This is a genomic window from Variovorax sp. OV084 (genome assembly GCF_900111625.1).
Lineage (GTDB): Bacteria > Pseudomonadota > Gammaproteobacteria > Burkholderiales > Burkholderiaceae_C > Variovorax.
This window is the reverse complement of sequence record NZ_FOII01000001.1, coordinates 392,095-415,022: the sequence shown is the minus strand read 5'-3', so window position 1 is coordinate 415,022 and position 22,928 is coordinate 392,095. Positions and strand designations below refer to the sequence as shown.

Annotated in this window: 25 protein-coding genes; 10 read left to right on the top strand and 15 right to left on the bottom strand. The window is 66.4% G+C overall.

Going from position 1 to position 22,928, the window contains the following annotated elements; genetic code table 11:
* Positions 1–18 precede the first annotated feature (18 nt).
* From BMW87_RS02065 to BMW87_RS02050, 4 genes are all read left to right on the top strand, one after another.
* On the top strand, positions 19–243 hold the full coding sequence (locus tag BMW87_RS02065) for a hypothetical protein (RefSeq protein ID WP_019652365.1): 225 nt from the start codon (positions 19–21) through the stop codon (positions 241–243).
* Positions 240–572: a cell division protein ZapA gene (locus tag BMW87_RS02060; protein ID WP_093073796.1), complete on the top strand. Its 333-nt coding sequence runs from the start codon at positions 240–242 to the stop codon at positions 570–572. Before BMW87_RS02065 ends, BMW87_RS02060 begins: the two co-directional genes overlap by 4 nt.
* Positions 573–877: 305 nt before the next feature.
* A complete protein-coding gene (locus tag BMW87_RS02055; RefSeq protein ID WP_093056586.1) occupies positions 878–1,699 on the top strand; it encodes a sulfite exporter TauE/SafE family protein in 822 nt (273 codons plus the stop codon).
* A 75-nt stretch (positions 1,700–1,774) separates the two neighbouring features.
* Positions 1,775–2,200, top strand: a complete 426-nt coding sequence (locus BMW87_RS02050; RefSeq protein WP_093056488.1) for a universal stress protein — start codon at positions 1,775–1,777, stop codon at positions 2,198–2,200.
* A 6-nt stretch (positions 2,201–2,206) separates the two neighbouring features.
* Here the strand turns inward: BMW87_RS02050 and BMW87_RS02045 are convergent, their stop codons facing one another.
* Complete coding sequence (locus tag BMW87_RS02045; RefSeq protein ID WP_093073794.1) at positions 2,207–3,169, bottom strand: AraC-like ligand-binding domain-containing protein; 963 nt, start codon at positions 3,167–3,169, stop codon at positions 2,207–2,209.
* A gap of 187 nt (positions 3,170–3,356) precedes the next feature.
* Here BMW87_RS02045 and BMW87_RS02040 point away from each other — a divergent pair, with 187 nt between their 5' ends.
* Both BMW87_RS02040 and BMW87_RS02035 read left to right on the top strand, forming a co-directional pair.
* Positions 3,357–4,361 (top strand): carbon-nitrogen hydrolase family protein, encoded by a 1,005-nt coding sequence (locus tag BMW87_RS02040; RefSeq protein ID WP_093073792.1) that lies wholly within the window; start codon positions 3,357–3,359, stop codon positions 4,359–4,361.
* 17 nt (positions 4,362–4,378) lie between these two features.
* Positions 4,379–5,443 carry a phenylacetaldoxime dehydratase family protein gene (locus BMW87_RS02035; protein ID WP_093073790.1) on the top strand — a complete coding sequence of 355 codons (1,065 nt, stop codon included), beginning with the start codon at positions 4,379–4,381 and terminating at the stop codon, positions 5,441–5,443.
* Between the two features lie 10 nt (positions 5,444–5,453).
* Here the strand turns inward: BMW87_RS02035 and BMW87_RS02030 are convergent, their stop codons facing one another.
* The 8 genes from BMW87_RS02030 to BMW87_RS01995 form a co-directional block, all read right to left on the bottom strand.
* Positions 5,454–6,992, bottom strand: a complete 1,539-nt coding sequence (locus tag BMW87_RS02030; protein ID WP_093073788.1) for a malonate--CoA ligase — start codon at positions 6,990–6,992, stop codon at positions 5,454–5,456.
* A 17-nt stretch (positions 6,993–7,009) separates the two neighbouring features.
* The gene (locus BMW87_RS02025; protein WP_093073786.1) at positions 7,010–7,789 is read right to left on the bottom strand and encodes an enoyl-CoA hydratase/isomerase family protein; all 780 of its coding nucleotides are present in this window, start codon (positions 7,787–7,789) and stop codon (positions 7,010–7,012) included.
* The gene (locus tag BMW87_RS02020) at positions 7,786–8,772 is read right to left on the bottom strand and encodes a Bug family tripartite tricarboxylate transporter substrate binding protein (protein ID WP_093056482.1); all 987 of its coding nucleotides are present in this window, start codon (positions 8,770–8,772) and stop codon (positions 7,786–7,788) included. Before BMW87_RS02020 ends, BMW87_RS02025 begins: the two co-directional genes overlap by 4 nt.
* Before the next feature lie 97 nt (positions 8,773–8,869).
* On the bottom strand, positions 8,870–10,336 hold the full coding sequence (locus BMW87_RS02015) for a malonyl-CoA decarboxylase (RefSeq protein WP_093073784.1): 1,467 nt from the start codon (positions 10,334–10,336) through the stop codon (positions 8,870–8,872).
* Between the two features lie 28 nt (positions 10,337–10,364).
* Complete coding sequence (locus BMW87_RS02010; protein WP_093073782.1) at positions 10,365–11,033, bottom strand: GntR family transcriptional regulator; 669 nt, start codon at positions 11,031–11,033, stop codon at positions 10,365–10,367.
* A 112-nt stretch (positions 11,034–11,145) separates the two neighbouring features.
* A complete protein-coding gene (gene lgt / locus BMW87_RS02005; protein ID WP_093056479.1) occupies positions 11,146–11,976 on the bottom strand; it encodes a prolipoprotein diacylglyceryl transferase in 831 nt (276 codons plus the stop codon).
* Between the two features lie 65 nt (positions 11,977–12,041).
* Positions 12,042–12,311: a hypothetical protein gene (locus tag BMW87_RS02000; RefSeq protein WP_093056478.1), complete on the bottom strand. Its 270-nt coding sequence runs from the start codon at positions 12,309–12,311 to the stop codon at positions 12,042–12,044.
* A gap of 32 nt (positions 12,312–12,343) precedes the next feature.
* A complete protein-coding gene (locus tag BMW87_RS01995; protein WP_093073780.1) occupies positions 12,344–13,117 on the bottom strand; it encodes an SDR family oxidoreductase in 774 nt (257 codons plus the stop codon).
* A 125-nt stretch (positions 13,118–13,242) separates the two neighbouring features.
* Here BMW87_RS01995 and BMW87_RS01990 point away from each other — a divergent pair, with 125 nt between their 5' ends.
* Positions 13,243–14,187, top strand: coding sequence for a LysR family transcriptional regulator (locus BMW87_RS01990; protein WP_093073778.1), 945 nt, complete (start codon positions 13,243–13,245; stop codon positions 14,185–14,187).
* Positions 14,188–14,211: 24 nt separating this feature from the next.
* Here BMW87_RS01990 and BMW87_RS01985 read toward each other — a convergent pair whose 3' ends face one another.
* Entirely contained in the window at positions 14,212–15,156 is a 945-nt protein-coding gene (locus BMW87_RS01985; protein ID WP_093073776.1) for a LysR family transcriptional regulator, read from the bottom strand.
* Between the two features lie 101 nt (positions 15,157–15,257).
* Here BMW87_RS01985 and ilvD point away from each other — a divergent pair, with 101 nt between their 5' ends.
* The gene (ilvD, locus tag BMW87_RS01980; protein WP_093056474.1) at positions 15,258–16,952 is read left to right on the top strand and encodes a dihydroxy-acid dehydratase; all 1,695 of its coding nucleotides are present in this window, start codon (positions 15,258–15,260) and stop codon (positions 16,950–16,952) included.
* Positions 16,953–16,962: 10 nt separating this feature from the next.
* Here ilvD and BMW87_RS01975 read toward each other — a convergent pair whose 3' ends face one another.
* Both BMW87_RS01975 and BMW87_RS01970 read right to left on the bottom strand, forming a co-directional pair.
* Positions 16,963–17,796, bottom strand: coding sequence for a DUF3592 domain-containing protein (locus BMW87_RS01975; RefSeq protein ID WP_093056473.1), 834 nt, complete (start codon positions 17,794–17,796; stop codon positions 16,963–16,965).
* A gap of 52 nt (positions 17,797–17,848) precedes the next feature.
* The gene (locus BMW87_RS01970; RefSeq protein WP_093056472.1) at positions 17,849–18,103 is read right to left on the bottom strand and encodes a TIGR04438 family Trp-rich protein; all 255 of its coding nucleotides are present in this window, start codon (positions 18,101–18,103) and stop codon (positions 17,849–17,851) included.
* 108 nt (positions 18,104–18,211) lie between these two features.
* Between BMW87_RS01970 and BMW87_RS01965 the strand changes: the two genes are divergently transcribed.
* Positions 18,212–18,526 carry a c-type cytochrome gene (locus BMW87_RS01965; RefSeq protein WP_093056471.1) on the top strand — a complete coding sequence of 105 codons (315 nt, stop codon included), beginning with the start codon at positions 18,212–18,214 and terminating at the stop codon, positions 18,524–18,526.
* Between the two features lie 12 nt (positions 18,527–18,538).
* Here the strand turns inward: BMW87_RS01965 and BMW87_RS01960 are convergent, their stop codons facing one another.
* Positions 18,539–19,039 carry an SPFH domain-containing protein gene (locus BMW87_RS01960; RefSeq protein WP_093073774.1) on the bottom strand — a complete coding sequence of 167 codons (501 nt, stop codon included), beginning with the start codon at positions 19,037–19,039 and terminating at the stop codon, positions 18,539–18,541.
* Positions 19,040–19,178: 139 nt separating this feature from the next.
* Entirely contained in the window at positions 19,179–21,176 is a 1,998-nt protein-coding gene (gene acs / locus BMW87_RS01955) for an acetate--CoA ligase (RefSeq protein ID WP_093073772.1), read from the bottom strand.
* Positions 21,177–21,333: 157 nt separating this feature from the next.
* Between acs and BMW87_RS01950 the strand changes: the two genes are divergently transcribed.
* Complete coding sequence (locus BMW87_RS01950) at positions 21,334–21,969, top strand: YqhA family protein (protein WP_093056468.1); 636 nt, start codon at positions 21,334–21,336, stop codon at positions 21,967–21,969.
* Between the two features lie 10 nt (positions 21,970–21,979).
* Here the strand turns inward: BMW87_RS01950 and BMW87_RS01945 are convergent, their stop codons facing one another.
* A complete protein-coding gene (locus BMW87_RS01945; RefSeq protein ID WP_093073770.1) occupies positions 21,980–22,897 on the bottom strand; it encodes a LysR family transcriptional regulator in 918 nt (305 codons plus the stop codon).
* Positions 22,898–22,928 lie beyond the last annotated feature (31 nt).

Sequence of the window (22,928 nt, the reverse complement as noted above, 5' to 3'; positions counted from 1 at the left end):
AAACTACAATCGCCAACCATGCCCGCCTCCAGCCCTATCGATCAGATCGCCGAGCGTGTTGAACGACTGCTTGTGCGTCACGAAGAGGTGCAACGCACCAATGCGCTGCTGCAGGAGCAGGTCGATGCGCTCACGCGCGAACGCGACGCCCTGAAGTCGCGGCTCGTTGCGGCACGTACGCGCCTCGATGCCCTGCTCGAACGGTTGCCGGCTGAACCACCCTCCGAAGATTCCCCCGCATGAAGCAGATTGAAGTACAGATCATGGGCCAGAGCTATCTGCTCGGCTGCCCCGATGGCGGCGAGGCGCAGCTGCGCGAAGCCGTCGAACGCGTGGACGCAGCCATGTGCAAGATCCGCGATGCCGGAAAAGTCAAGGCCCGTGACCGCATCGCGGTGCTGGCTTCGCTGAACCTGGCGTTCGACCTCGCCGCGCAGCAGGCCGCTGTTGTCGCAGCGCCCGCGGCACCAGTTGCCACTTCGGCTGCAGACAGCGTCGAAACCGACGCGAAGGCCACGCAGCTCATCCAGAAACTCGATCAGGCCCTGGCTGGCGATGGACATTTACTCTGAATAAGGCTGGCACGAAGACGGACGAGGCGTAAAATCCAGTCCGTCTGCAGACTGTGTCGGGCTTAATATTTCCTTGTTCCAATGCTCTCCGGAGCCGGGCTTGGTACATCGCTCGACGGGCGTGATCATCTCGCGTCAGATGAACCCGAAGTCCTGCTGCCCTCGCCCACCTGAACCCTGGTTCAGGATGCGGGTCCGGCACATCACCTGCAGACACCTTTTCCTGCCACGGCCCCCTGCATCCACTGCTCGGGGCCGTTGCTTTTTCCAACCCCTCACTTCTCTTGCGTGACTTTCCCGTGAATATCGCTGCCCTGCTCGACCCCCTCCTGATCGCCGAACTCGCCGCTCTCGGCCTCGGCACCGGTTTTCTCGCGGGCCTGCTGGGCATCGGCGGCGGCATGCTGATGGTGCCGTTCATCACGATCATCATGGGCCATCGCGGCGTGCCGGCCGACCTCGCGGTGAAGATGGCCATCGCCACCTCGATGGCGACGATCATCTTCACCTCGGTGTCCAGCGTGCGCGCGCACCACCGGCGCGGCGCTGTGCGCTGGGACATCGTGCGGCGGCTCGCGCCCGGCATCGTCATCGGCAGCCTTGCTGGCAGCCTGGGCGTGTTCTCGCTGCTCAAGGGCACTGCGCTGGCCATCTTCTTCGCGCTGTTCGTGGGCTTCTCGGCCACGCAGATGTTCCTCGACAAGAAGCCCGCGCCCACACGGCAGATGCCGGGCACGGGCGGCCAGCTCGCGGCGGGCGGCGCGATCGGCTTCATCTCGGGCCTGGTGGGCGCGGGCGGTGGCTTCATCAGCGTGCCGTTCATGACGTGGTGCAACGTGTCCATTCACAACGCGGTGGCCACCAGCGCGGCGCTGGGCTTCCCGATCGCGGTGGCGAACGTGCTCGGCTATGCGGTCAGCGGCCAGTCGGTGCAAGGCCTGCCGGCTGGCTCCTTCGGCTACATCTGGCTGCCCGCGCTGGCCGTGATCGCGCTGTGCAGCGTGTTCACCGCACCGCTGGGCGCGAAGGCGGCGCACAGCCTGCCGGTGAAGAAGCTCAAGCGCGTGTTCGCGAGCATCCTTTACCTGCTCGCGGCCTACATGCTCTGGAAGGGCCTGCACGGCTGATCTGGCCGGGCAAAGCCCTTCGGGCCTGAGGTACGCCCCGTTGCGGTGCGCGAAGCCGCGCCGTATAAGGGTTTCATGAAAATCCTCATCGCCGTCGATGGCAGCGCCTACACCCGCAAGGCGCTCGACTACCTGCTTGCCAATCGCGCAATGTTCGTGGACGGGCACCAACTGGTGGTGGTGCACGTGTGCACCGGCATCTCGGGCCATGTCGCGCGCCACCTGAGCAAAGAATTGGTGACGGACTACTACGCCGAGGAAAACGCCAAGGTGCTCGACCCGGTGAAGGCGCTGTTCGCCGAGAGCGGCGTGAGCAACTACACGATCGACTCGCGCCACGGCCATGTGGCCGAGGAAATCCTCAAGTCGGCCGCGGCGGCACAAGCCGGGCTGATCGTGCTCGGCACCCATGGCCACGGCATCTTCGGCCGCGCGCTGATGGGCTCGGTCGCCACCAAGGTGGTCGCCGAAACCAACACGACGGTGATGCTGGTCCAGTAGCCCTTCTTACTGCATGCGCTGCTGCCGCCATTCGCGCGGCGAGCAGCCGAAGCGCTCGCGGAACGCGCGGCTGAAATGCGCCGCGTCGTTGAAGCCGCGGCCATAGGCAATCTCGGCCACCGGCCGGCCCGCGAGGCGCGGCTCCAGCAGGTCGCGGCTGCACGCCTCCAGCCTGCGCTCCCAGATGTACTGCGACGGCGTCAGCGGCTCGCTCCTGAACACGCGGTGGATGTGGCTCACCGACACGCCCAACCCCGCCGCCAGCGTGCCCACCGACAGCGAGGGATCGGCCAGCTGCTCGTCGATGAGCCGCTTCACGCGCGCCAGGTGATACGCCGTGAGGTTGCTGAGCGACGGCGCACTCGCCGCAGGCAGCGTCTGCAGCCCCGCCACCAGGATGTTCTGAACGCCGTTGGCCACCGCAAGCGCCGACGTGGGCTGCAGCGTATCGATGTCTTCGCGCAGCGTGTGGATCATGCCCAGCAGCAGGTGCCCCGCGCCCGCACGGCCTGACACCGTAGTAGCCGTCAGCGCCTCGGTGTCGCGCAGTTCGCTGCGCAGGCGTTCGCCGGGCAGCTTGAGCACGATCTGCTCGAAGGACTCGTCGAACAGCAGCTGATAAGGCCGCGTGCTGTCGTACAGCGCGAAGTCGCCGGCCGCGAGCACGGCGTCGCGGCCGTCCTGCCGCACCACGCCACGGCCGCGCGCCTGGATGCTCACGAGAAAGTAGTCGTCGCTGGAGTGCGAGATGTGCCCCGGCGTGCGCATCACCTTCTGCGGGCCCGAGGTGACGACCGACACGTCGAGCCCGGGCAGCGCGTGCTGGCGGATGCTGCCTTCGAAATCGCAGGTATCGCCTTCGCGCACCGGATCGCAGCCCAGTTGCACGTAGACGTTGCAGATCATGTCGGTCCAGTAGGCAAGCCGCTGGTCCCGCGGGACGGCGTCGGTGCTGAGCAACTGGGTCATCGGGGGTCCTCGGAAAGCCTTGGCAACAAGGGCATGCAACGCTGGAACAAGAACGCCGCCAATCCGGGTCAAGGCGTTCCGGCGGCGCGAATTTACGCTTCAAGCAACCCGCATGCCACAGCGCAAACCCGGTGCGCCGTAGGTGCGGAAGACGCCTCGTTACTTTCATTGCATCTGGAGAACCCCCATGCCGACCACCGTCCACCCCAAGCTGCGCGTTGCCGCCGTGCAGGCCGCCCCCGTGTTCCTCGATCTCGACGGCACCATCGACAAGACCATCGACCTGATGGCGCAGGCCGCGAAACAGGGCGTGCAGCTCGTCGCCTTTCCCGAAACCTGGGTGCCCGGCTATCCGTGGTGGATCTGGCTCGATTCGCCGGCCTGGGGCATGCAGTTCGTGCAGCGCTATCACGACAACTCGCTGGTCGTAGGCTCGGCCGAGTTCGACCGCATCAGGGAGGCAGCGCGCAAGCTCAAGATCTGGGTTTCGCTCGGCTACAGCGAGAAGGCGGCGGGCAGCCTCTACATTGCGCAGGCGCTCATCGACGACCAGGGCAACACGGCGCAGACGCGGCGCAAGCTCAAGCCCACGCACGTGGAACGCACTGTGTTCGGCGAAGGCGACGGCTCAGACCTCGCCGTGGTCGAGACGGCGCTGGGCAACATCGGCTCGCTCTCGTGCTGGGAGCACCTGCAGCCGCTGAGCAAGTACGCGATGTATTCGCAGAACGAGCAGATCCATTGCGGCGCATGGCCGAGCTTTTCGCTGTACCGCGGCGCGGCCTACGCGCTGGGCCCCGAGGTCAACAACGCCGCGAGCCAGGTGTATGCGGCCGAGGGCCAGTGCTTCGTGGTCGCGCCCTGCGCCACCGTGTCGAAGGCCATGAGCGAGCTGATGTGCACCGACGCGGGCAAGCAGCAGATGCTGCGCACTGGCGGCGGCTTTGCGCGCATCTACGCGCCCGACGGTTCGCCACTGGGCACGCCGCTGGCGGAAGACGAAGAGGGTCTGATCATCGCCGACATCGACCTCGGCATGATCTCGCTCGCCAAGGCGGCGGCCGATCCCAGCGGCCACTACTCGCGGCCTGACGTCACCCAACTGCTACTCAACAAGACACGCCGCGAACCCGTGGTAGTGCAGCACACGCCCGAGCCTGAAAGCAGCGTGCCCGAGCCAGTCGCGGCCTGAACCCAAGGAGGCACGCCATGGAATCCGCCATTGCCGAGCATCTGAAGTGCCCTCGCACGCGGCACCGTCGCGTGGAAGACGACTACACGCCGCCCTACCCCGTGTGGTCGGCCCGTGCGCCAACATCGGTGAAGCAGGTCGTGATGGGCTACTTCGGCGTGCAGTCGCGCGGCCCCGAAATGCAGGGCCGCGCCTGCGCCGCGCTGATGAAGATCGCCCGCGACTTCGCCCTGCCCGACGGCCCGGGCCACCATGACCTGACGCACTACGTCGATGCCGAGGGCTTCGACAACATGATCGCCATCGCCTACTGGAGCGACGCTGCGGCCTACGCACGCTGGTGCGCCACGCCCGCAATCGATGCCTGGTGGCGCTCCGACGATCGGCTCAACGAAGGCCTCGGCTACTTCCGCGAGATCGCGTCGCCGCGCGTCGAGCATTTCGAAACCATGTTCAACACACCCGACCGCTTCGAGGGCGTCGGCGTGGTCATGGGCGAGGTCAGCGGCGAACTGCAGGAGCACGGCTACTGGGGTTCGATGCGCGACCGCATCCCGCTCTCGCAGACCGATGCGATGACGCCTTCGGGCACGCGTGCAGTGATCGCCGGCACGCCGGCTCCGGACCAGCGCGTGCGCATCGCGGGCCACGAGAACATCGCGATGATCCGCTCCGGCCAGGAATGGACCGACACCACCGGGCAGGAGCGCACGCTCTACCTGGAAGACATGGAGCCGGTGCTGCGCGAGGGCATGGACTTCCTGCGCGACCAAGGCTTGGGCATCGGCTGCTACAGCAACCGCTACATGCACCACCTCGACGCGAAAGGCGCACCGCTGCAGAAGTCCTTCGGCCTGAGCTACTGGCGTTCGCTGGCCGACATGGAGCGCTGGGCCGAATCGCACCCCACGCACGTCGCGATCTTCGGCAGCTTCATGCGCTATGTGCAGGCGCTGAACTTCCAGCTGCAGCTGCGCGTGTACCACGAGGTGTCGGTGCTCAAGGCCGACGAGCAGAGCTACGAGTACATCAACTGCCACGCGCGCAGCGGGCTGATGAACGGGCTGGCGCCCGTTGCATGAGCCGATTCGATCAGGCTGCGAACAGCGCCTTGTGCTCCGCGCGCAGCAGCGCCTTCTGCACCTTGCCCATCGCGTTGCGCGGCAGCTCCGGCACGACGAAGCAGCGCTTCGGAATCTTGAAGTTCGCGAGCCTGGCCTTCAGGTCGGCCACGATGGCCTCGGCATCCAGCGAAGCACCTGCCTTCGCGATGACGATGGCCACGCCCACCTCGCCGAAGTCGGGGTGCGGCACGCCGACCACGGCACTCTCGGCCACGCCGGCCATCTCGTTGATGTAGCCCTCGATCTCGGCCGGGTACACGTTGTAGCCGCCGCTGATGATCAGGTCCTTGCTGCGCCCGACGATGACGATGTAGCCCAGGCCGTCGATCTTGCCCACATCACCCGTCTTGAAGAAGCCGTCGGAGGTGAACTCTTCCTTCGTCTTCTCGGGCATGCGCCAGTAGCCCGCGAACACGTTGGGGCCGCTGACCTCGATGTTGCCGATCTCGTCGGTGGTGCAGTCGCGGCCGCTGTCGTCGCGCACGCGCAGTTGCACGCCCGGCAGCGCAAAGCCGACAGTGCCGCCGCGGCGTTCGCCCTGTGCGGCGGTGTAGGGGTTCGACGTGAGCATGACCGTCTCGCTCATGCCGTAGCGTTCGAGAATGGTGTGGCCGGTGCGCTCGCGCCACTCGTCGAAAGTCTCAATCAAGAGCGGCGCCGAGCCCGCGACGAACAGGCGCATGTTGCGCACCGCCTCGCGCGTGAGGCCCGGCTCGGCCAACAGCCGCACATACAGGGTGGGCACGCCCATGAACACCGTGGCTTCGGACAGCTTCTGCACGACGCGCTTCGGGTCGAACTTCGAGAACCACAGCATCTTGCTGCCGTTGAGCAGCGCGCCGTGCAGCGCGACGAACAGGCCGTGTACGTGGAAGATGGGCAGCGCGTGGATCAGCACGTCGCCTTCAGTCCAGCCCCAGTAGTCCTTCAGCACCTGGGCGTTCGACAGCAGGTTGCCGTGCGTGAGCATCGCGCCCTTGCTGCGGCCGGTGGTGCCGCTGGTGTAGAGGATGGCGGCCATGTCGTCGGCCTTGCGCTGGGCCGGCGTGTGCTGGTCACTGCATTGCGCGGCAATTTCGAGCAGCGTGCCCGTGCGGTCGTCGTCCAGCGTGAAGACGTGCTGCGTGCCCGCCGCGTTGGCGATCGGCCCCACCCACGACGCATTGCGGCTGGTGCACACCACCACAGCCGGCTCGGCGTTGCCGATGAAGTATTCGATCTCGGCGCTCTGGTATGCGGTGTTGAGCGGCAGGAACACGTAGCCCGCGCGCAGCGTGGCGAGGTACAGCAGCATGGCCTCGACAGATTTCTCGACCTGCACCGCGATGCGCGCGCCCTTCTCCAGCTTCAGCGCATCGAGCAGGTTGGCGATCATGGCGCTGGCGCGCTCGATGTCGCGCCAGGAATAGAACAGGCCGTTGTCGGTTTCGACGGCGATGCTGTCGAGGTCGGCTGGGAAAGCCGCGCGCAGGGCGGCGAACAGGTTGGCGTTGGCGGTCTTCTTCATCTGACGGTTTCTTATCTTCAGAAATTCGGGGTGCGCTTGGCGAGAAAGGCGGCGATGCCCTCGCGGTGTTCGGCGGAGTCGGCGTAGTCGTAGGCGGTGGCCAGCAGGTCGTGGGCCGACGGGGCTCCGGCCCGCAGTGCGGCAAAGGTCTGCTTGTGCAGGCGCGCGGCCTGCGGCGCGAGCGCGGCGATGCGCGTGGCGTGCAACTGCACGGCGGCCGCCACTTCGTTGTCGGGCAGCACCTGCAGCAGGAAGCCCGCGTCGTACAGGCGCTGCGCACCGTGCACGCCAGCGGCGAGCAGCATGTCGCGCGCGAGCACGTCGCCAATGGCGCCATGCACCAGCGCGGCTTCACGCGGCGCCATCGGAAAACCGAGCTTTGCGATGGGCGCGCCGAACTTCGCGGACGCGCCGGCCAGGCGGATGTCGCAGCAGCTCGCGATCTCGATGCCCGCGCCCATGCAGGCACCCTCGATCTGCGCGACGAGTGGCAGCGCGCAGTCGAGCATGGCCTGCAGCGCGGCCCACACTTCGTTCTCGTGAAACTCGCGCAGGCTGGGCTCTTCGAAGCGGAACGACGGGTACTCGGAAATATCGCCGCCCGCGCAGAAGGCCCCGCCCTCGCCGCGCACGACCACGCAGCGCAGGCCAGCATCGTCATTGCGCAGGCTGTCAAACACGGCGCGCAGCTCACGCCACATGGCGCGCGTCATGGCATTGAGGCGCCCCGCGTTCGACAACGTGACGAACGCGATGGCACCTTCCTGGCGCAACGAGATGCCGCTGCCGCCTGTCATTCGATCTTTGCGCCCGAGGCCTTCACCACCGTGGCCCAGCGCTTGATCTCGGAACTCACGAAGCTGCCGTAGGCAGGGCCCGTGAGGGTCGGGATTTCCGAGCCGTTCTGGGCCCAGATGTTCTTGATGTCGTCAGCCGCCAGCACCTTCTGCATCTCGGCGACGATCTGCGGCTGCACATCGGCGGGCGTGCGCCGTGGTGCCCACAGTCCGTACCAGGTGGTCACGGTGTAGTCGGGCAAGCCCACCTCCGCGGCGCACGGCACGTCGGGGAACGCGGGGTTGCGCTTGGTGCCGGCCACCATCAGTGCCTTGATGCGGCCGCTCTTGATGTACTGGGCCGAGGAGCCGAGGCCATCGAACATCAGGTCGACATTGCCGGCGATCAGGTCCGCCAGTGCCGGCCCGGCACCACGGTAAGGAATGTGCGTGATGAAGGTGCCGGTCTGGATCTTGAACAACTCGCCGGCCAGGTGGTGCGAGGTGCCGGCGCCAGCCGAGCCGTAGTTCAGCTTGCCGGGGTTGGCCTTGGCAAGCGCGATGAATTCCTTGATGTTGTTGGCCGCCACGCGGCGCGGATTGACCACCACCACCTGCGGCACGTTGGCCAGCAGCATCAGCGGCACGAAGTCTTTCTCGATGTCGTAGTCGAGCCTGGGATAGACGGACGGCGCAATGGCATGGTGCACCGCGCCCATGAACAGCGAGTAGCCGTCGGCCGAAGCCTTCGAGGCCACGCTCGCACCCAGCGTGCCGCCAGCGCCGCCGCGGTTATCGATGATGAGCGACTGGTTCGTCAGCCGCGAGAACTGCCCCGACAGCGGCCGCGCGAACGCGTCGGTCCCGCCGCCGGCCGGGAACGGCACGATCATCGTCACGGGCTTCGTCGGCCAGCCCTGCTGGGCCCGCGCTGCGCCGCAGAGAACGGCCGCACCGGCGGCAGCCACGCGCAGGACGTCGCGGCGTTGAAAGCTTGGGTTCATGTGTCTCTTCTCCTGTCTGTCGTTGTGGATCTTGCCGCACCATGCGGCTGTTGCAGGCGCTTGTGGCGCCGGCGCTTGGGACTTTCCGATAAGGACCTCAGCCTTTTTTGAAGTACAGGCTTTCGACGTCTCCCGATACTGCCACCTTGCCATCCGCCAGCCAGGTGCGATGCTTGTCCAGGCGCTTGAGGTCGTAGAGGTAGTTGACCATGAGCCCGTAAGACTGCTTGTGCCCCTTGGGCGACGGATCGCCCGCCCAGTTCAGGCGCTCCACGCGGGCGCCGTTGCCCAGGTGAAAGCGAGCGACCGGGTCGGCCGGCGTGCCGTCGACCAGCGCGCGGCCGAGGTACTCGGCGGCGGCCTGCATCAGCCATTGGCGCAGCGGCGACTTCGCGTCGAAGGTGGCGGCCGCGTCGACCGCGGCGAGCAGGCGCTCGGCGGTCGGCGGCAATGAGCCGACGAGGCGGCCGAGCTCGGCTTCGCGCTTCTCGTCGAGGCGCGGCAGCAGGTCGGCGGCGTTCTTCGCGAGCCAGGTGCGAAAGCCCGGAATCGGCGAGAGCGTGGCGAAGGTCTTCAGGCGCGGCAGCTCGTCCTGCAGGGTCTCGACCACGCGCTTGATGAGCGAGTCGCCGAAGCTCACGCCGCGCAGACCGTTCTGCGTGTTGCTGATCGAATAGAAGATCGCGGTGGTGGCCCTTGCCGGCAGCACGGGCACGGCGGCTTCGTCGAGCAGCGGCGTGATGCCGTCGCTGATGCGATCGACCAGCGCCACTTCGACAAAGATCAGCGGCTCGTTCGGCAGGCGCGGATGGAAGAAGCCGTAGCAGCGGCGGTCGCTGTCGTCGAGCCGGTTCTTCACGTCAGACCAGCTCTTGATGTCGTGCACCGCTTCGTAGCGAATGAGTTTTTCGATCAGCGAGGCGGGCGAATCCCAGTCGATGCGGCGCAGTTCGAGGAAGGCCACGTCGAACCAGGTGGAGAAGAGGTGCTCCAGCTCGGCGTCGAGCGCGAGCAGGCGCTTGTCGGCCTTCAGGCACGGAAGCAGGTCAGCGCGCAGGTCGACCAGGAAGCGCATGCCTTCGGGCTCGACCGCAAAGCGCTGCAGCAAGCGCATGCGCGGCGACACCAGCGCGCGGCGCAGGCGCAGCTCGGCCTGGCCTTCGTCGGGCGTGCCGACTGCCGCCTGGTGCTGGTCGCGGGCAGTCTTGAGCTTTTGCGCATCGGCGGCGAAATGCTCGCTCATGAGCGCCCAGTAGTCGCGGCGCTCTTCGGCCGTGGCGGCGCGGTAGGCGTCCGCGATGGCGTGGGCGCGGCGGCCACCCTCGACCTCGCTCACGCGCGGGTCGATCACGGCCTGCAGGTCGGCCAGCACGCGGCGCAACGCGCGCGGCGACAGGGCTTCGTCGGCCTTGCGCAGAGTGACCTGCAGGCGCTCGGCGGTCGAGCGTGCGCTGGGCTTGGGCGCGTTCTTCGGCGCGCTCTTGGCAGCGGCTTCGGGCGCCACGGGCACCTTGGACTTTTCGCCAGAACGCAGCCGCGCCTGGAACCATTCGGTCGCACTCATCGGGGCACTCCAATTTTTGAGGGGATGGTCACGGCATCACCCTGGATTTCTGATGGCTCATGACTTCGCGCAGCGCCTCGCGCTGGCGGGTCATGTGCGTGCGCATGGCGGCGTCGGCGCCTTCGCTGTCGCGCGCCTTGAGCGCGGCGAACACGGCCAGATGCTCCGACAGGCTCTGGTCGAGCCGACCCGGCGCATGCAGCTGCTGCAGCCGCGCAAGCTTGAGGATCTTGCGCAGGTCGCCGATCACCTGCGCCAGCCACTTGTTGTCAGCGAGCTTGATGATCGCCTCGTGAATGATGTGATTGGTGGCGTAGTAGTCGTTGATGCGGCGCGCCTTGGCGTGGCGCACCAGCCGCTCGTGCAGCGCGTCGAGTTCGTGCAGCTCGGCGTCGCTGGCGTTGCGGGCGGCCTCGTAGGCGCAACGGCCTTCGAGCAGCGCGATGACGGGGAAGATCTCGTCGAGGTCACGCTCGGTCACCTCGTTGACGAAGCAGCCGCGCCGCGGCTCGTGCCGCAGCAGGCCTTCGGCGGTAAGCACCTTGAGCGCCTCGCGCAGCGGCGTGCGCGAGATGGAGAGCCGCTCGCACAGGGCTGCCTCGTCCAGGAAGCTGCCGGGAGTCAGCGTGCCGTCGAAGATCTGCTCGCGCAGCGTGGCGGCGACTTCATCGTGCAGGGAGTTGGGGACCAGGCGCATACGGATCGGGGCAGCAAGTGCGACGTAATTTCCTGTAATTACGCGTAATTCTGAGCCTGCGCCCGATCCGGCGCGGCTGGTACTTACCCTGCGAACTTCCGATTGAAGAGGCTCAAGCGCGCGCGGTGGCTGTCTTGGTGCCCGAGCGACCGAACCAGAACCACAGCGCAATGCCGGCAATCACCATCGGCACGCTGAGCCACTGCCCTTGGCTCAGGTTGAGTGCACGCAGGCCGAGGAAATCGTCAGGCTCGCGGAAGTACTCGGCCACGAAGCGCAGCACGCCGTAGCCGATCAGGAACACCGCGGCCACCTGCCCCTGCTTGCGTTCCTTGCGCGCATAGAGCCACATCACCACGAAAAGCAGCAGCCCTTCGAGCAGGAACTGGTAGACCTGCGAGGGATGGCGCGGCAGCATCGATCCGCTCTGCGGAAACACCATGCCCCAGGGCAAGTCGGGGCTGCTGAAGCGGCCCCACAGCTCGCCGTTGATGAAGTTGCCCACGCGACCGGCAGCCAGACCTGTCGGCACGCAGGGCGCAACGAAATCCATCACCTGCCAGAACGGCCGTGCGCGCGAACGCGAGAACCAGACCATCGCGCCGATCACGCCGAGCAGCCCGCCGTGGAAGCTCATGCCGCCCTGCCACACGTAGAGGATTTCGAGCGGATGCGTGAGATAGAACTCGGGCTTGTAGAACAGGCAATAGCCCAGCCGCCCGCCGACGATGACGCCCATCACGCCGAGGAAAAGAATGTCCTCGATGTCCCTGCGCTGCCATGCGCCTGCGCCCACCAGCGAGCGATACGGCTCATGCCGCAGCCGGCGCGTGCCGAGAAAATAGAAGAGCGCAAACGCGGCCAGGTAGGTCAGGCCGTACCAGTGAATGGCCACCGGCCCGAGTTGCAGGGCGATGGGGTTGATCTGCGGATACATGAGCATCCGCGGATTGTGCCCCGGCCGAATGTCGGGGCCGGGACGGGGATATTCAGGCCGCTACCGAAGAACTAGCGCCCGAACTTCCACCACAGCAGCCCCGCCACCACGGCGGGCACCGCGAAGATCAACAGGAAGATCGGCAGCTCCTCGGCCACCGAGTACCCCGCCTTGATCACGCCCACGGCCATGTTGATGCCCGCGCCGATGAACCACGCCGGAATGAACCATTTGGCCGCCACGGCCAGCGCCGCCGAAGAGCCGTCACCCATGAAGCGCGCGGCCAGCAGGAACACCACCAGCAGCACGAAGCCGCCGCCCATCACCATGATCGTGTGCATGTCGTTCGTCCTCCAGGCGGCATCTTGCCGGATCAGCGTGTGGTGTAGCCGCCGTTGGCAAAAATCGTCTGCCCGGTGATCCACCAGCCTTCGGTGACGAGGAAGCGCACGATGGGTGCAATGTCTTCGATGTCGGTGAGGCCCTTCTTCGAGAACTTGCTCAGCGCGGCGGCGCTGCTGTGGTATTCGACGGCCTCCTTGCTCTCCTGCCCGTAGAAGAACGGCGTGTCCATGGGGCCAGGGCCGATCGCGTTGACCGAGATGCCGCGCTCGCCGAACTCCTTCGACGCGGCGCGCGTGTAGTGCTCCACCGCCGCCTTCGAGCCCGGATAGATCGCATAGAACGGCGTGTAGGCCGCCAGCAGCGAGCTCACCAGCGTGACGATGCTGCCGCCGTCGGCCATCGTGCGGCCGGCCTGCTGGATGAAGAAGAAGGCAGCCTTGGCATTGGCGTCGAAGCTCTTGTCGTAGTCGGCCTCGGTGACGTCGAGGATCGGCTTCTTGATGACCACGCCGGCGGTGTTGATCGCGATGTCGACCTGCCCGAAGTGCTTCACGGCCTGGTCGAACAGCTTCACGCTGTTGTCGACCACCGAGAGATCGCCCTGTACCAGCAGCGCGTCGGAGCCCTTGGCCTTGAGCGCGGCGGCGGTTTTCTCGGCATCGGCGCGCGAGGCGTCGCTGTTGTAGTGAATGGCGACGCCGCGGGCGCCGCCGTCGACCATCTGATGCCCGATGAGGGCGCCGAGGTTCTTGCCACCGCCGGCGATGACGACGACCTTGTTCTTGAGAGTGCGTGCGGACATGAATGGACTCCTTTGTAGAGGGTGATGCGTGACGGGAGCATTCAGTCTATTGATCAGCACAATGCAGATAAATCACCCAGCGAAGGCTAGACTGTTCAATAAATCACGAACAATTCAGATTACCCATGGACCGCATCGACCTCCTCCAGGTTTTCGTGCGCGTGGCCGAGGCCGGCAGCTTCACGCGCGCAGCCGACCGCCTGGGCCTGCCGCGCGCGACCATCTCGACGGCCGTGCAGCAGCTCGAAACCCGCCTCGGCTCTCGCCTGCTGCACCGGACCACGCGCCGCGTGGGCCTCACGCCCGACGGCGAAGTGATGCTGGAGCGCGCCCGCGCGCTGGTGGCCGACATGGAAGACATGGAGCAGCAGTTCCTGCCCGCGCACGGCCAGGTGAGCGGCAGGCTCAAGGTCGACGTGCCGAGCCGCATCGCGCGGCGGCTGATCGCGCCAGCACTCCCGGGCTTCTTCGAGCGCCATCCGGCCATCGAGCTCGAACTGGGCTCCAGCGACCGCGCGGTGGATCTTGTGCTCGAAGGCGTCGACTGTGCGCTGCGCGTGGGTCCGCTGGCCAGCAGCAGCCTGGTGGCACGGCCGCTCGGGCATTTCACGTTGATCAACTGCGCGAGCCCGGCTTACCTGGCACGCCACGGCACGCCGCGCACGCCCGTCGATCTGCCGCAGCACATGGCCGTCAACTACGCCTCGCCGACCAGCGGGCGCGCCGCTCCCTGGGAATGGCAGCGCGACGGGGAAACCGCGAGCTTGCGCATGCGCAGCCAGGTGGCGGCGAACAATGCCGAGACCTACATCGCCTGCGCACTGGCCGGCCTGGGCCTGATCCAGATTCCGGCATACGACGTGCGCGAGCACCTCGCGGCCGGCGAACTGATCGAGGTGCTGACCGACGCACGTGCCGAGCCGCTGCCGGTGCAGCTCGTGTACCCGCACCGGCGCAACCTGTCGCGGCGCGTGCAGGCCTTCGCGGGCTGGCTCGAAACCCTGCTCTCCGATTCGCTCGACCCGCGAGCGGTGTCGAAGACGGGTGGCGCGCGGGCATCGCGCAGATAGAGGCAAAGGCAGGCGCCCTGCCCGCTATTTCGCCTGGGCCCGTGCCGTGCGCTCGCGCACGAACGCCACGAAACGCGCCAGCGCCGGATGCGCGGCCTGTGCGGGCCACACGAGGCTTGTCTCGCAGGCCGGCAAGGCCACGCGGCGCCGCCCAACGCCCTTGAACTCGTCGACCTGCCGGTAGACGACGCCCGCGCGCCGGAACTGCATCACGCTGTGCGGCACCCAGGCAACGCCGATGCCGCCCGACACCAGATTGACGATGGTCTGCATCTGGATTGCCTCCTGCGCCACCTGCGGCACGCGGCCGGCCGCGTGATAGAGGTCGAAGACCGCGTCGTGCAGCGAGGGCACGATGCGGCGCGGAAAGATCACCAACGGCTCGGCCAGCACCTCCGCCAGCGGCACGGGCCGCGCGCGGGCGAGCCGGTGCTGCGCCGGCAGGGCCAGCACCAGCGCCTCTTCCTCCACCGGCAACCGGGCCAGCCCTGGCGGCGCCGCACCGGGCGAATGCAGCATCAGCCCCGCATCGATCTCGCCACGTGCGAAGGCTTCGAGCTGCACGTCGCCGGTGGCCTCGACCAGTTCGAGCGCCACCTCTGGGCACAGCACGCGAAATTCACGTACCCAGGCCGGCAGTTGCTCGAAGCCGACGGTCGAGACGAAGGCGATGCGCACCCGGCCCACCTGCCCCGCCGCCGCCGCGCGGGCCCGGGCGGGCAGCGCCTGCGCGCGAGCCAGCAGCTCGCGCACATCTGGCAGCAAGGCCTCGCCGGCCGGCGTGAGCGCCACGCGCCGCCGGGTACGGTCGAACAGCACCACGCCCAGCGTCTTCTCGAGCTGGGCAATGGCTTGCGTGACCGGTGGCTGCGTCATGTGCAGCCGCAGCGCGGCGCGACCGAAGTGCAGCTCTTCGGCCACGGCGACGAACTGGCGCCAGGCCCGCAGGTCGATCAGGGCTTCATTCATACGCCAAGCATATCAATCTGTGCTTGAAATTGGATTGGAAGCAATCAATCAGAAGTCCGATACTTGGGCTCCCCCGATCTCCCCACGATAGAAGAGACACCATGGACACCAAGCCAATCCAGATCAACCGCCGCAGCGCCAACATCGTCGAAGGCAAGAGCCGCGCGCCCAACCGCTCGATGTTCTACGCCATGGGCTACGAAGAAGGCGACTTCAAGAAGCCGATGGTCGGCGTCGCCAACGGCCACAGCACCATCACGCCCTGCAACTCCGGCCTGCAGAAGCTGGCCGACGCGGCCATCGCGGGCATCGAGGAAGCCGGCGGCAACGCGCAGGTGTTCGGCACGCCCACCATCTCCGACGGCATGGCCATGGGCACCGAGGGCATGAAGTACTCGCTGGTCAGCCGCGAAGTCATTTCCGACTGCATCGAGACCTGCGTGGGCGGCCAGTGGATGGACGGCGTGCTGGTGGTCGGCGGCTGCGACAAGAACATGCCCGGCGGCCTCATGGGCATGCTGCGCGCCAACGTGCCGGCCATCTACGTGTACGGCGGCACCATCCTGCCGGGCCGCTACAAGGGGCAAGACCTGAACATCGTGAGCGTGTTCGAGGCCGTGGGCCAGAACGCCGCCGGCAACATGAGCGACGAAGACCTGCACGAGATCGAAAAGCGCGCCATCCCGGGCACCGGCTCTTGCGGCGGCATGTACACGGCCAACACCATGTCCAGCGCATTCGAGGCGCTGGGCATCTCGCTGCCCTACTCGTCGACCATGGCGAACCCGCACGACGAGAAGGCCAACTCGGCCAAGGAATCGGCCAAGGTGCTGATCGAGGCGATCAAGAAAGACCTGAAGCCGCGCGACATCGTGACCAAGAAGGCCATCGAGAACGCCGTGGCGGTCATCATGGCCACGGGCGGCTCGACCAACGCGGTGCTGCACTTCCTGGCCATTGCGCATGCGGCAGAGGTCGAATGGACCATCGACGACTTCGAGCGCATGCGCAAGAAGGTGCCGGTGATCTGCGACCTGAAGCCCTCGGGCAAGTACCTCGCGGTCGACCTGCACCAGGCCGGCGGCATTCCGCAAGTGATGAAGGTGCTGCTGAAGGCCGGCCTGCTGCATGGCGACTGCATCACCATCAGCGGCCAGACCATCGCCGAAGTGCTGAAGGACGTGCCGGACGTGCCGCGCGCCGACCAGGACGTGATCCGCCCCATCGACAAGCCCATGTACGCGGAAGGCCACCTCGCCATCCTGAAGGGCAACCTGTCGCCCGAAGGCGCGGTCGCCAAGATCACCGGGCTGAAGAACCCGGTCATCACCGGCCCGGCGCGCGTGTTCGACGACGAGCAGTCGGCGCTCAAGGCCATCCTCGACGGCAAGATCAAGGCCGGCGACGTGATGGTGCTGCGCTACCTCGGCCCCAAGGGCGGCCCGGGCATGCCCGAGATGCTGGCGCCGACCGGCGCGCTGATCGGCGCAGGTCTCGGCGAAAGCGTGGGACTGATCACCGACGGCCGCTTCTCGGGCGGTACCTGGGGCATGGTGGTGGGCCACGTGGCACCTGAAGCCGCAGCCGGCGGCACCATCGCCTTCGTGAACGAGGGTGACTCGATCACCATCGACGCGCACGAACTCAAGCTCGAACTGAACGTGCCAGAAGCCGAGATCGCCAAGCGCCGCGAAGGCTGGAAGGCACCGGCTCCGCGCTACACGCGCGGCGTGCAGGCGAAGTTCGCGTTCAACGCCTCGAGCGCGAGCTCGGGCGCGGTGCTCGACAAGTTCTGAAATCCACCACTCAGGCCATCATCCACGCGCCGTAGCCGAAGGCCAGAAACCCGAGGCCTACGATCGCGAGGATGCTGCGAGCCTGGAACTCCAGTGCCGGCGGCAGGCTTTGCACGAGAAAGTGCAGCATGGCGCCGGCGCCGATGGTCATGAAGCCCGCGCCAAACTGCTTCATCGGTTCCGGGTCGGGATAGAGAAACACCAGCGCGAAGCCGGCCAGGAAGACGATGTTGGCGAGCACGGTGCCGCGCGTGCGCCAGCGTTTCTGCACCGGCGTGGGCTCGCGCACAGGTGGTGGCCTGCTGCCGTAGCCGTATCTGCTGCGCCCCTCCTTCAGAGCCATGCCGATGAAGAACAGGCCGAACATGCTCGGAAACGCACCGAAGATGCCGAGCCCCCACACCCCGCCCCACATGTTCTGGAAATCGGCCACCAGCGCCTTCGAGGGATCGGCCACGCTGTAGCGCACCTCCACCGCGTCGCCCCACTCCTTGCCCGACAGGCCGCCGCCCAGCCCCTTGACGCGGCGCTTCTGCCCGTCGGACGCGGTGTATTCGACGATGGGCGCGCGCGAAACCGTGGTGCGGCCGTTGCTGTCCTTGCTTTGTTCGTCGACGAACTCGACCAGGCTGCCTTGCACGCTGGTGGTTCCGGCAATCGACTGGTAGCGATGCCAGCCGATGGTGGCCGCACCGTAGAGGCCGGCGAAGCCGATCACCAGCGCCCCGACACCCACGCCCCAGAAAAAGCTCTTGAGCCACCCCACGAGGCCGCCGAGGGCCGGGCCGAGCAGCAGGGACAGCCCGAAGACGATCAGCGCGTGGGTGGTGGCTTCTTCGTCCATGGCACTTCTGCTTGATGCATGCGGTGCCGGGACTTCGGCCGATGGCGCTGACTCAGCGGCGCGGGCGCTGCCCGTTGCTGGTCTTCATGCCCATGTTGGTCTTCTGGCGGTCGATGCGGTCCTGCTTGCGCCGCTCTTCCCGCTCGATGACCTTGCGCTTGGTATAGCCAGACGAATCGGCCCAGGCCCACCACGCGACGGCCATCGCGAACGGAGACAGCACGATCCACCAGCTCCAGCCGGCGACCATGCCTACTTCGAGATACTTGAGGGCCAGTCCAAGCAGGCCCAATGCCAGAAACCACATTGCGAATCCCTCCGGGTCGTACTGGCAACGCATCCGTACGCCGTGCACGGTGCTACCTACAATCGCGTTGAGTCGAATGTAACTCAGCCCTTACCAAATAGATCCCCCATGAAAAGAGTCTTGTTGTCGGCAGCTCTGGGCCTCGGCCTCGTAACGCTCGCCGCGCCCGCCTTCGCAGACCTGGCCCTGGCGACTTCGAAGAACTGCATGAGCTGCCACGCGGTCGAGCGCAAGGTGCTCGGCCCGTCGTTCAAGGACGTGGCCGCCAAGTACAAGGACGACAAGGGCGCCGTCGACACTCTTGCCAGCAAGATCATGAAGGGCGGCTCCGGCGTGTGGGGACCGGTGCCGATGCCGGCGAACAACCAGGTCAGCGAAGCCGACGCGAAGAAGCTCGCAGCCTGGGTGCTGTCGACGAAGTAGGCCCCAGGGGCATCACGCCTGCGGGTTGATGTCCGCCGGTACCGGCCGGCGCTCGATGCGGTCTTCGAGCTGGCCGATGTGCGCGGCCACGGTGTTGTCGGTCTGGTCCGAGCGCAGGCGGATCGCGGTTTCGAGCTGCTCCAGGCGCGCCAGCATCGCCGCCTGACGATCGGCGTTCTGCGCCATGTGCTTGTTCTCCTGCGCCTCCAGGAAATTGCGCAGTTCGGTGAAGCGCGAGGCTTCGGCCTTGTCCGCCAGGTCGCGCTGGACCTGCATTTCCTTGGTGTGGCGCTTGGTGTCGATCAGCACCGAGCTGTGCAGGTACAGCACGTAGACGAGGAAGAAAGCGGCCAGCACCACTGTCAGGCCCAGCATGATCAGGCCCAGCGGCGCCGAGACGGTCATGAAGCCCAGCCACACATCGGTGGATGCAGACAGCGTGCCCCAGTTCAGCGCGGCGAGCGCCGCGATGAGCAGCACGATGACAAAAAGAAAAGCGGATCTCACGCCCATGGGGGCCTCCTTCGGAAAGATCGAACATGTCGAAAACCCGTGCGCGTCGAGGCGCACGGTGGTTGCGACGGTTTTACCTCAGCGAAGAGCTCCGTTCGGCGCAGATGGCCGCATAGACGGCCATGTCCTACAGCACCGGTCAGTTGGTCTGTGACAACTGTTCGAGGATCGCGGGATTTTCGAGCGTCGAGGTGTCCTGCGTGATCGCCTCGCCCTTGGCAATGCTGCGCAGCAGCCGTCGCATGATCTTGCCGCTGCGGGTCTTGGGCAGGTTGTCGCCGAAGCGGATGTCCTTGGGCTTGGCGATCGGGCCGATTTCCTTCGCGACCCAGGCGCGCAGCTCGTTGGCGATCTGCTTGGCTTCTTCACCTGTCGGGCGCGCGCGCTTGAGCACGACGAAGGCGCACACTGCCTCGCCCGTCACGTCGTCGGGCCGCCCTACCACCGCGGCTTCGGCCACGAGGTCGGTCTTGGACACCAGCGCCGATTCGATTTCCATCGTGCCCAGGCGGTGGCCCGACACGTTCAGCACGTCGTCGATGCGACCGGTGATGCGGAAGTAGCCGCGGTCGGCACTGCGCACAGCGCCGTCGCCGGCGAGGTAGATCGTGCCGCCCATCTCCTCGGGGAAGTAGCTCTTCTTGAAGCGCTCGGGGTCGTTCCAGATCGTGCGGATCATCGAGGGCCACGGCCGCTTGATGACCAGCATGCCGCCCGCGCCGTTGGGCAGGTCCTTGCCGGTCTCGTCGACGATCGCGGCCATGATGCCCGGCAGCGGCAGCGTGCACGAGCCCGGCACCAGCGGCGTGGCGCCCGGCAGCGGCGTGATCACGTGGCCGCCGGTCTCGGTCTGCCAGAAGGTATCGACGATGGGGCAGCGCTCGCCGCCGATATTGCGGTGGTACCACATCCATGCTTCAGGATTGATCGGCTCGCCGACCGAGCCGAGGATGCGCAGGCTCGTGAGGTCCCAGTTCTTCGGGTGCACCTTTTCGTCGCCCTCGGCTGCCTTGATGAGCGAGCGGATGGCGGTGGGAGCGGTGTAGAACACGCTGACCTTGTGCTTCTCGATCATCTGCCAGAAGCGGCCCGCGTGCGGGAAGGTCGGGATGCCCTCGAACACCACCTGCGTGGCGCCGGCCGCGAGCGGGCCGTAGGCGACGTAGGTGTGGCCGGTGATCCAGCCGATGTCAGCCGTACACCAGAACACGTCTTCGGGGCGGATGTCGAAGGTCCAGTCCATCGTGAGCCTGGCCCACAGCAGGTAGCCGCCGGTGGCGTGCTGCACGCCCTTGGGCTTGCCGGTGGAGCCCGAGGTGTAGAGGATGAAGAGCGGGTGCTCGGCGTTGACTGGCACGGGGGCGCACTCGGTGCTCTGGCCCTTCAGCGCTTCGGCGAATGTCTTGTCGCGACCTTCCACGCGGTTCCACCCGCTAGGCGTGCGCTCGTACACGAACACCGTCTTGATCGACTCGCAGCCACCCAGCGCGATGCCGTCATCCACGATGGCCTTGAGCGGCAGCTCCTTGCCGCCGCGCAGTTGGTAATTGGCCGTGATGACCGCTACCGCGCCCGCGTCGATGATGCGCTCCTGAAGCGCCTTGGCCGAGAAGCCGCCGAACACCACGCTGTGGGTGGCGCCGATGCGCGCGCAGGCCTGCATGGCGATCACGCCCTCGACTGTCATCGGCATATAGATGACGACGCGGTCGCCCTTCTGGATGCCCTGCGCCTTCAGCGCGTTGGCGAACTGGCTCACGCGGGCGAGCAGTTCCTTGTAGGTGACGTTGGTGACGGTGCCGTCGTCGGCTTCGAAGACGATGGCCGTCTTGTTCTCGACCGGGGTGCCGATGTGCCTGTCGAGGCAGTTGGCGCTCGCGTTGAGCTCGCCGTCGCCGAACCACTCATAGAACGGCGCCTTCGACTCGTCGAGCGTCTTGGTGAAGGGCTTGGTCCAGTCCAAGTTGTCCTTGGCAAGGCGGGTCCAGAACCCTTCGAAATCCTGCTCGGCCTCCTTGCACAGGGCCTCATAGGCGGCCATGCCGGAAATGCGGGCGCCTTCGGTGGCGCGGGCGTCGGGCGGGAACACGCGGTTCTCGACCAGGACGGATTCAATGTTCTTCGATGCGCTGCTCATGCTCTATGTCTCCTGGATGGGTGCGGCCGTAATGTCGACGGGTCCACTTACGGGTCACTGACGGGCTTGCGAAGGTCAGATGTTAGTTCTCGGGGTTATCACGAGTGCGTCACGGGGGCACCTCTAGAATCCCCGGTCCCCAACCACCGCCTTGCCGATGTCCGCTCCCGAACCTTTCGACCCCCGGAACCCGCCCGTACCAGCCCGCGCTTCACCGCTGCGTCCCCTGCCCAAGCTGATCTTCGCGAGCCGCTGGCTGCAGCTGCCGCTGTACCTGGGGCTGATCGTGGCGCAGGCCGTGTACGTTGTGCACTTCCTGGTCGAGCTGCTGCACCTGGTCGAGGCCGCGTTCGGCAGCAAGGAAGCACTGCAGGCGCTCATTACCAGCATCGGCTACAAGACCACGGCGCCGGTCGGCACACTGAACGAGACGGTGATCATGCTGGTGGTGCTGGCGCTGATCGACGTGGTGATGATCTCGAATCTGCTCATCATGGTGATCGTGGGCGGCTACGAGACCTTCGTGAGCCGCATGGACCTCGAAGGCCACCGTGACCAGCCCGAATGGCTGAGCCACGTGAACGCCTCGGTGCTCAAGGTGAAGCTGGCCACCGCCATCATCGGTATCAGTTCCATCCACCTGCTGAAGACTTTCATCAACGCGGACAACTACACCGACCGCGTGCTGATCGCGCAGACCGTGATCCATATCGCCTTCCTGTTCTCGGCAATGGCCATTGCCTACACCGACCGGCTGATGGCCCCGGCGCCTCACGCCGGCGACGGCCACTGAGCCTTGCCCCCTAGCCTGCGTGCGGCGCGTCCCACGCAGGCACTTCGGTGAATCGCTCGGCCAGGAAGTCGAGCATCGTGCGCAAGGTGGCCGGCATGTGCTTGCGAGAGGCGTACACGGCGTACATGCCCACCACTTGCGGCTCGAAATCGCCGAAGAGCCGCACCAGTTCTCCCTTCTGCAGCAGCTCCGACGTGAGATAGGTCGGCAGCATCGCGATGCCGGCCCCTGCCCTTGCCAGGTACATCAGGCTCGCCGCGTCGTTGGCGGAGACATTGCCATCCACGGCCACGGACACCGGCTCCCCGTTGTCCTTGCGCGTGAAGTTCCAGAGGCTGCGTCCAAAGTAGGAATGCGTGAGGCAGTTGCGCTGGGCCAGTTCTTCCACGCGCAGGGGTTTCCCGTGCTCCTTCAGATAGGCGGGTGAAGCGCAAACCACCGATCGGCACGTGGTGAGCCGGCACGCGATCAGATTGGGGTCGATCTCTGCCGCTGTACGAATCGCGAGGTCGATGCGCTCGTCCACGAGGTTGACGGTTCGATCCAACAGCACCAGGTCAACCATCACGGCCGGATAAAGCCGCACATAGTCGGCAATCGCGTCGGCCAGTTGTGCCTGCGCAAACGAGGTTCCTGTGGTGATGCGCAATTGCCCGCGCGGCGCCTCGGCCGGATGCCGCACCGCGGCCTGCATGTCGCCCGTGAGCTCCAGCACCTGGCGGCAACGCGGCAGCAGCTCTTCGCCAGCGGCCGTGAGGCTAAGGCGGCGCGTCGTGCGGTGCAGCAGGCGCGCGCCGGTCCATTGCTCCAGTTCGGCCACGTAGCGCGTGACTACCGGGCGGGACATGTCGAGCTTGTCGGCGGCGGCCGAAAGGCTGCCCGAATCGACCACGTTCACAAACACGCGCATGGCGTTCAATCGGTCCATTCGAACGATTTTAGGAATAAACAAGCGCGCA

Bases quoted from the DNA above. Each gene is read 5' to 3' on its own strand.
- BMW87_RS02065 (WP_019652365.1), top strand. From the start codon at position 19: ATGCCCGCCTCCAGCCCTATCGATCAGATCGCCGAGCGTGTTGAACGA.
- BMW87_RS02060 (WP_093073796.1), top strand. From the start codon at position 240: ATGAAGCAGATTGAAGTACAGATCATGGGCCAGAGCTATCTGCTCGGC.
- BMW87_RS02050 (WP_093056488.1), top strand. From the start codon at position 1,775: ATGAAAATCCTCATCGCCGTCGATGGCAGCGCCTACACCCGCAAGGCG.
- BMW87_RS02045 (WP_093073794.1), bottom strand. From the start codon at position 3,169: ATGACCCAGTTGCTCAGCACCGACGCCGTCCCGCGGGACCAGCGGCTT.
- BMW87_RS02040 (WP_093073792.1), top strand. From the start codon at position 3,357: ATGCCGACCACCGTCCACCCCAAGCTGCGCGTTGCCGCCGTGCAGGCC.
- BMW87_RS02035 (WP_093073790.1), top strand. From the start codon at position 4,379: ATGGAATCCGCCATTGCCGAGCATCTGAAGTGCCCTCGCACGCGGCAC.
- BMW87_RS02030 (WP_093073788.1), bottom strand. From the start codon at position 6,992: ATGAAGAAGACCGCCAACGCCAACCTGTTCGCCGCCCTGCGCGCGGCT.
- BMW87_RS02025 (WP_093073786.1), bottom strand. From the start codon at position 7,789: ATGACAGGCGGCAGCGGCATCTCGTTGCGCCAGGAAGGTGCCATCGCG.
- BMW87_RS02020 (WP_093056482.1), bottom strand. From the start codon at position 8,772: ATGAACCCAAGCTTTCAACGCCGCGACGTCCTGCGCGTGGCTGCCGCC.
- BMW87_RS02015 (WP_093073784.1), bottom strand. From the start codon at position 10,336: ATGAGTGCGACCGAATGGTTCCAGGCGCGGCTGCGTTCTGGCGAAAAG.
- BMW87_RS02010 (WP_093073782.1), bottom strand. From the start codon at position 11,033: ATGCGCCTGGTCCCCAACTCCCTGCACGATGAAGTCGCCGCCACGCTG.
- lgt (WP_093056479.1), bottom strand. From the start codon at position 11,976: ATGCTCATGTATCCGCAGATCAACCCCATCGCCCTGCAACTCGGGCCG.
- BMW87_RS02000 (WP_093056478.1), bottom strand. From the start codon at position 12,311: ATGCACACGATCATGGTGATGGGCGGCGGCTTCGTGCTGCTGGTGGTG.
- BMW87_RS01995 (WP_093073780.1), bottom strand. From the start codon at position 13,117: ATGTCCGCACGCACTCTCAAGAACAAGGTCGTCGTCATCGCCGGCGGT.
- BMW87_RS01990 (WP_093073778.1), top strand. From the start codon at position 13,243: ATGGACCGCATCGACCTCCTCCAGGTTTTCGTGCGCGTGGCCGAGGCC.
- BMW87_RS01985 (WP_093073776.1), bottom strand. From the start codon at position 15,156: ATGAATGAAGCCCTGATCGACCTGCGGGCCTGGCGCCAGTTCGTCGCC.
- ilvD (WP_093056474.1), top strand. From the start codon at position 15,258: ATGGACACCAAGCCAATCCAGATCAACCGCCGCAGCGCCAACATCGTC.
- BMW87_RS01975 (WP_093056473.1), bottom strand. From the start codon at position 17,796: ATGGACGAAGAAGCCACCACCCACGCGCTGATCGTCTTCGGGCTGTCC.
- BMW87_RS01970 (WP_093056472.1), bottom strand. From the start codon at position 18,103: ATGTGGTTTCTGGCATTGGGCCTGCTTGGACTGGCCCTCAAGTATCTC.
- BMW87_RS01965 (WP_093056471.1), top strand. From the start codon at position 18,212: ATGAAAAGAGTCTTGTTGTCGGCAGCTCTGGGCCTCGGCCTCGTAACG.
- BMW87_RS01960 (WP_093073774.1), bottom strand. From the start codon at position 19,039: ATGGGCGTGAGATCCGCTTTTCTTTTTGTCATCGTGCTGCTCATCGCG.
- acs (WP_093073772.1), bottom strand. From the start codon at position 21,176: ATGAGCAGCGCATCGAAGAACATTGAATCCGTCCTGGTCGAGAACCGC.
- BMW87_RS01950 (WP_093056468.1), top strand. From the start codon at position 21,334: ATGTCCGCTCCCGAACCTTTCGACCCCCGGAACCCGCCCGTACCAGCC.
- BMW87_RS01945 (WP_093073770.1), bottom strand. From the start codon at position 22,897: ATGGACCGATTGAACGCCATGCGCGTGTTTGTGAACGTGGTCGATTCG.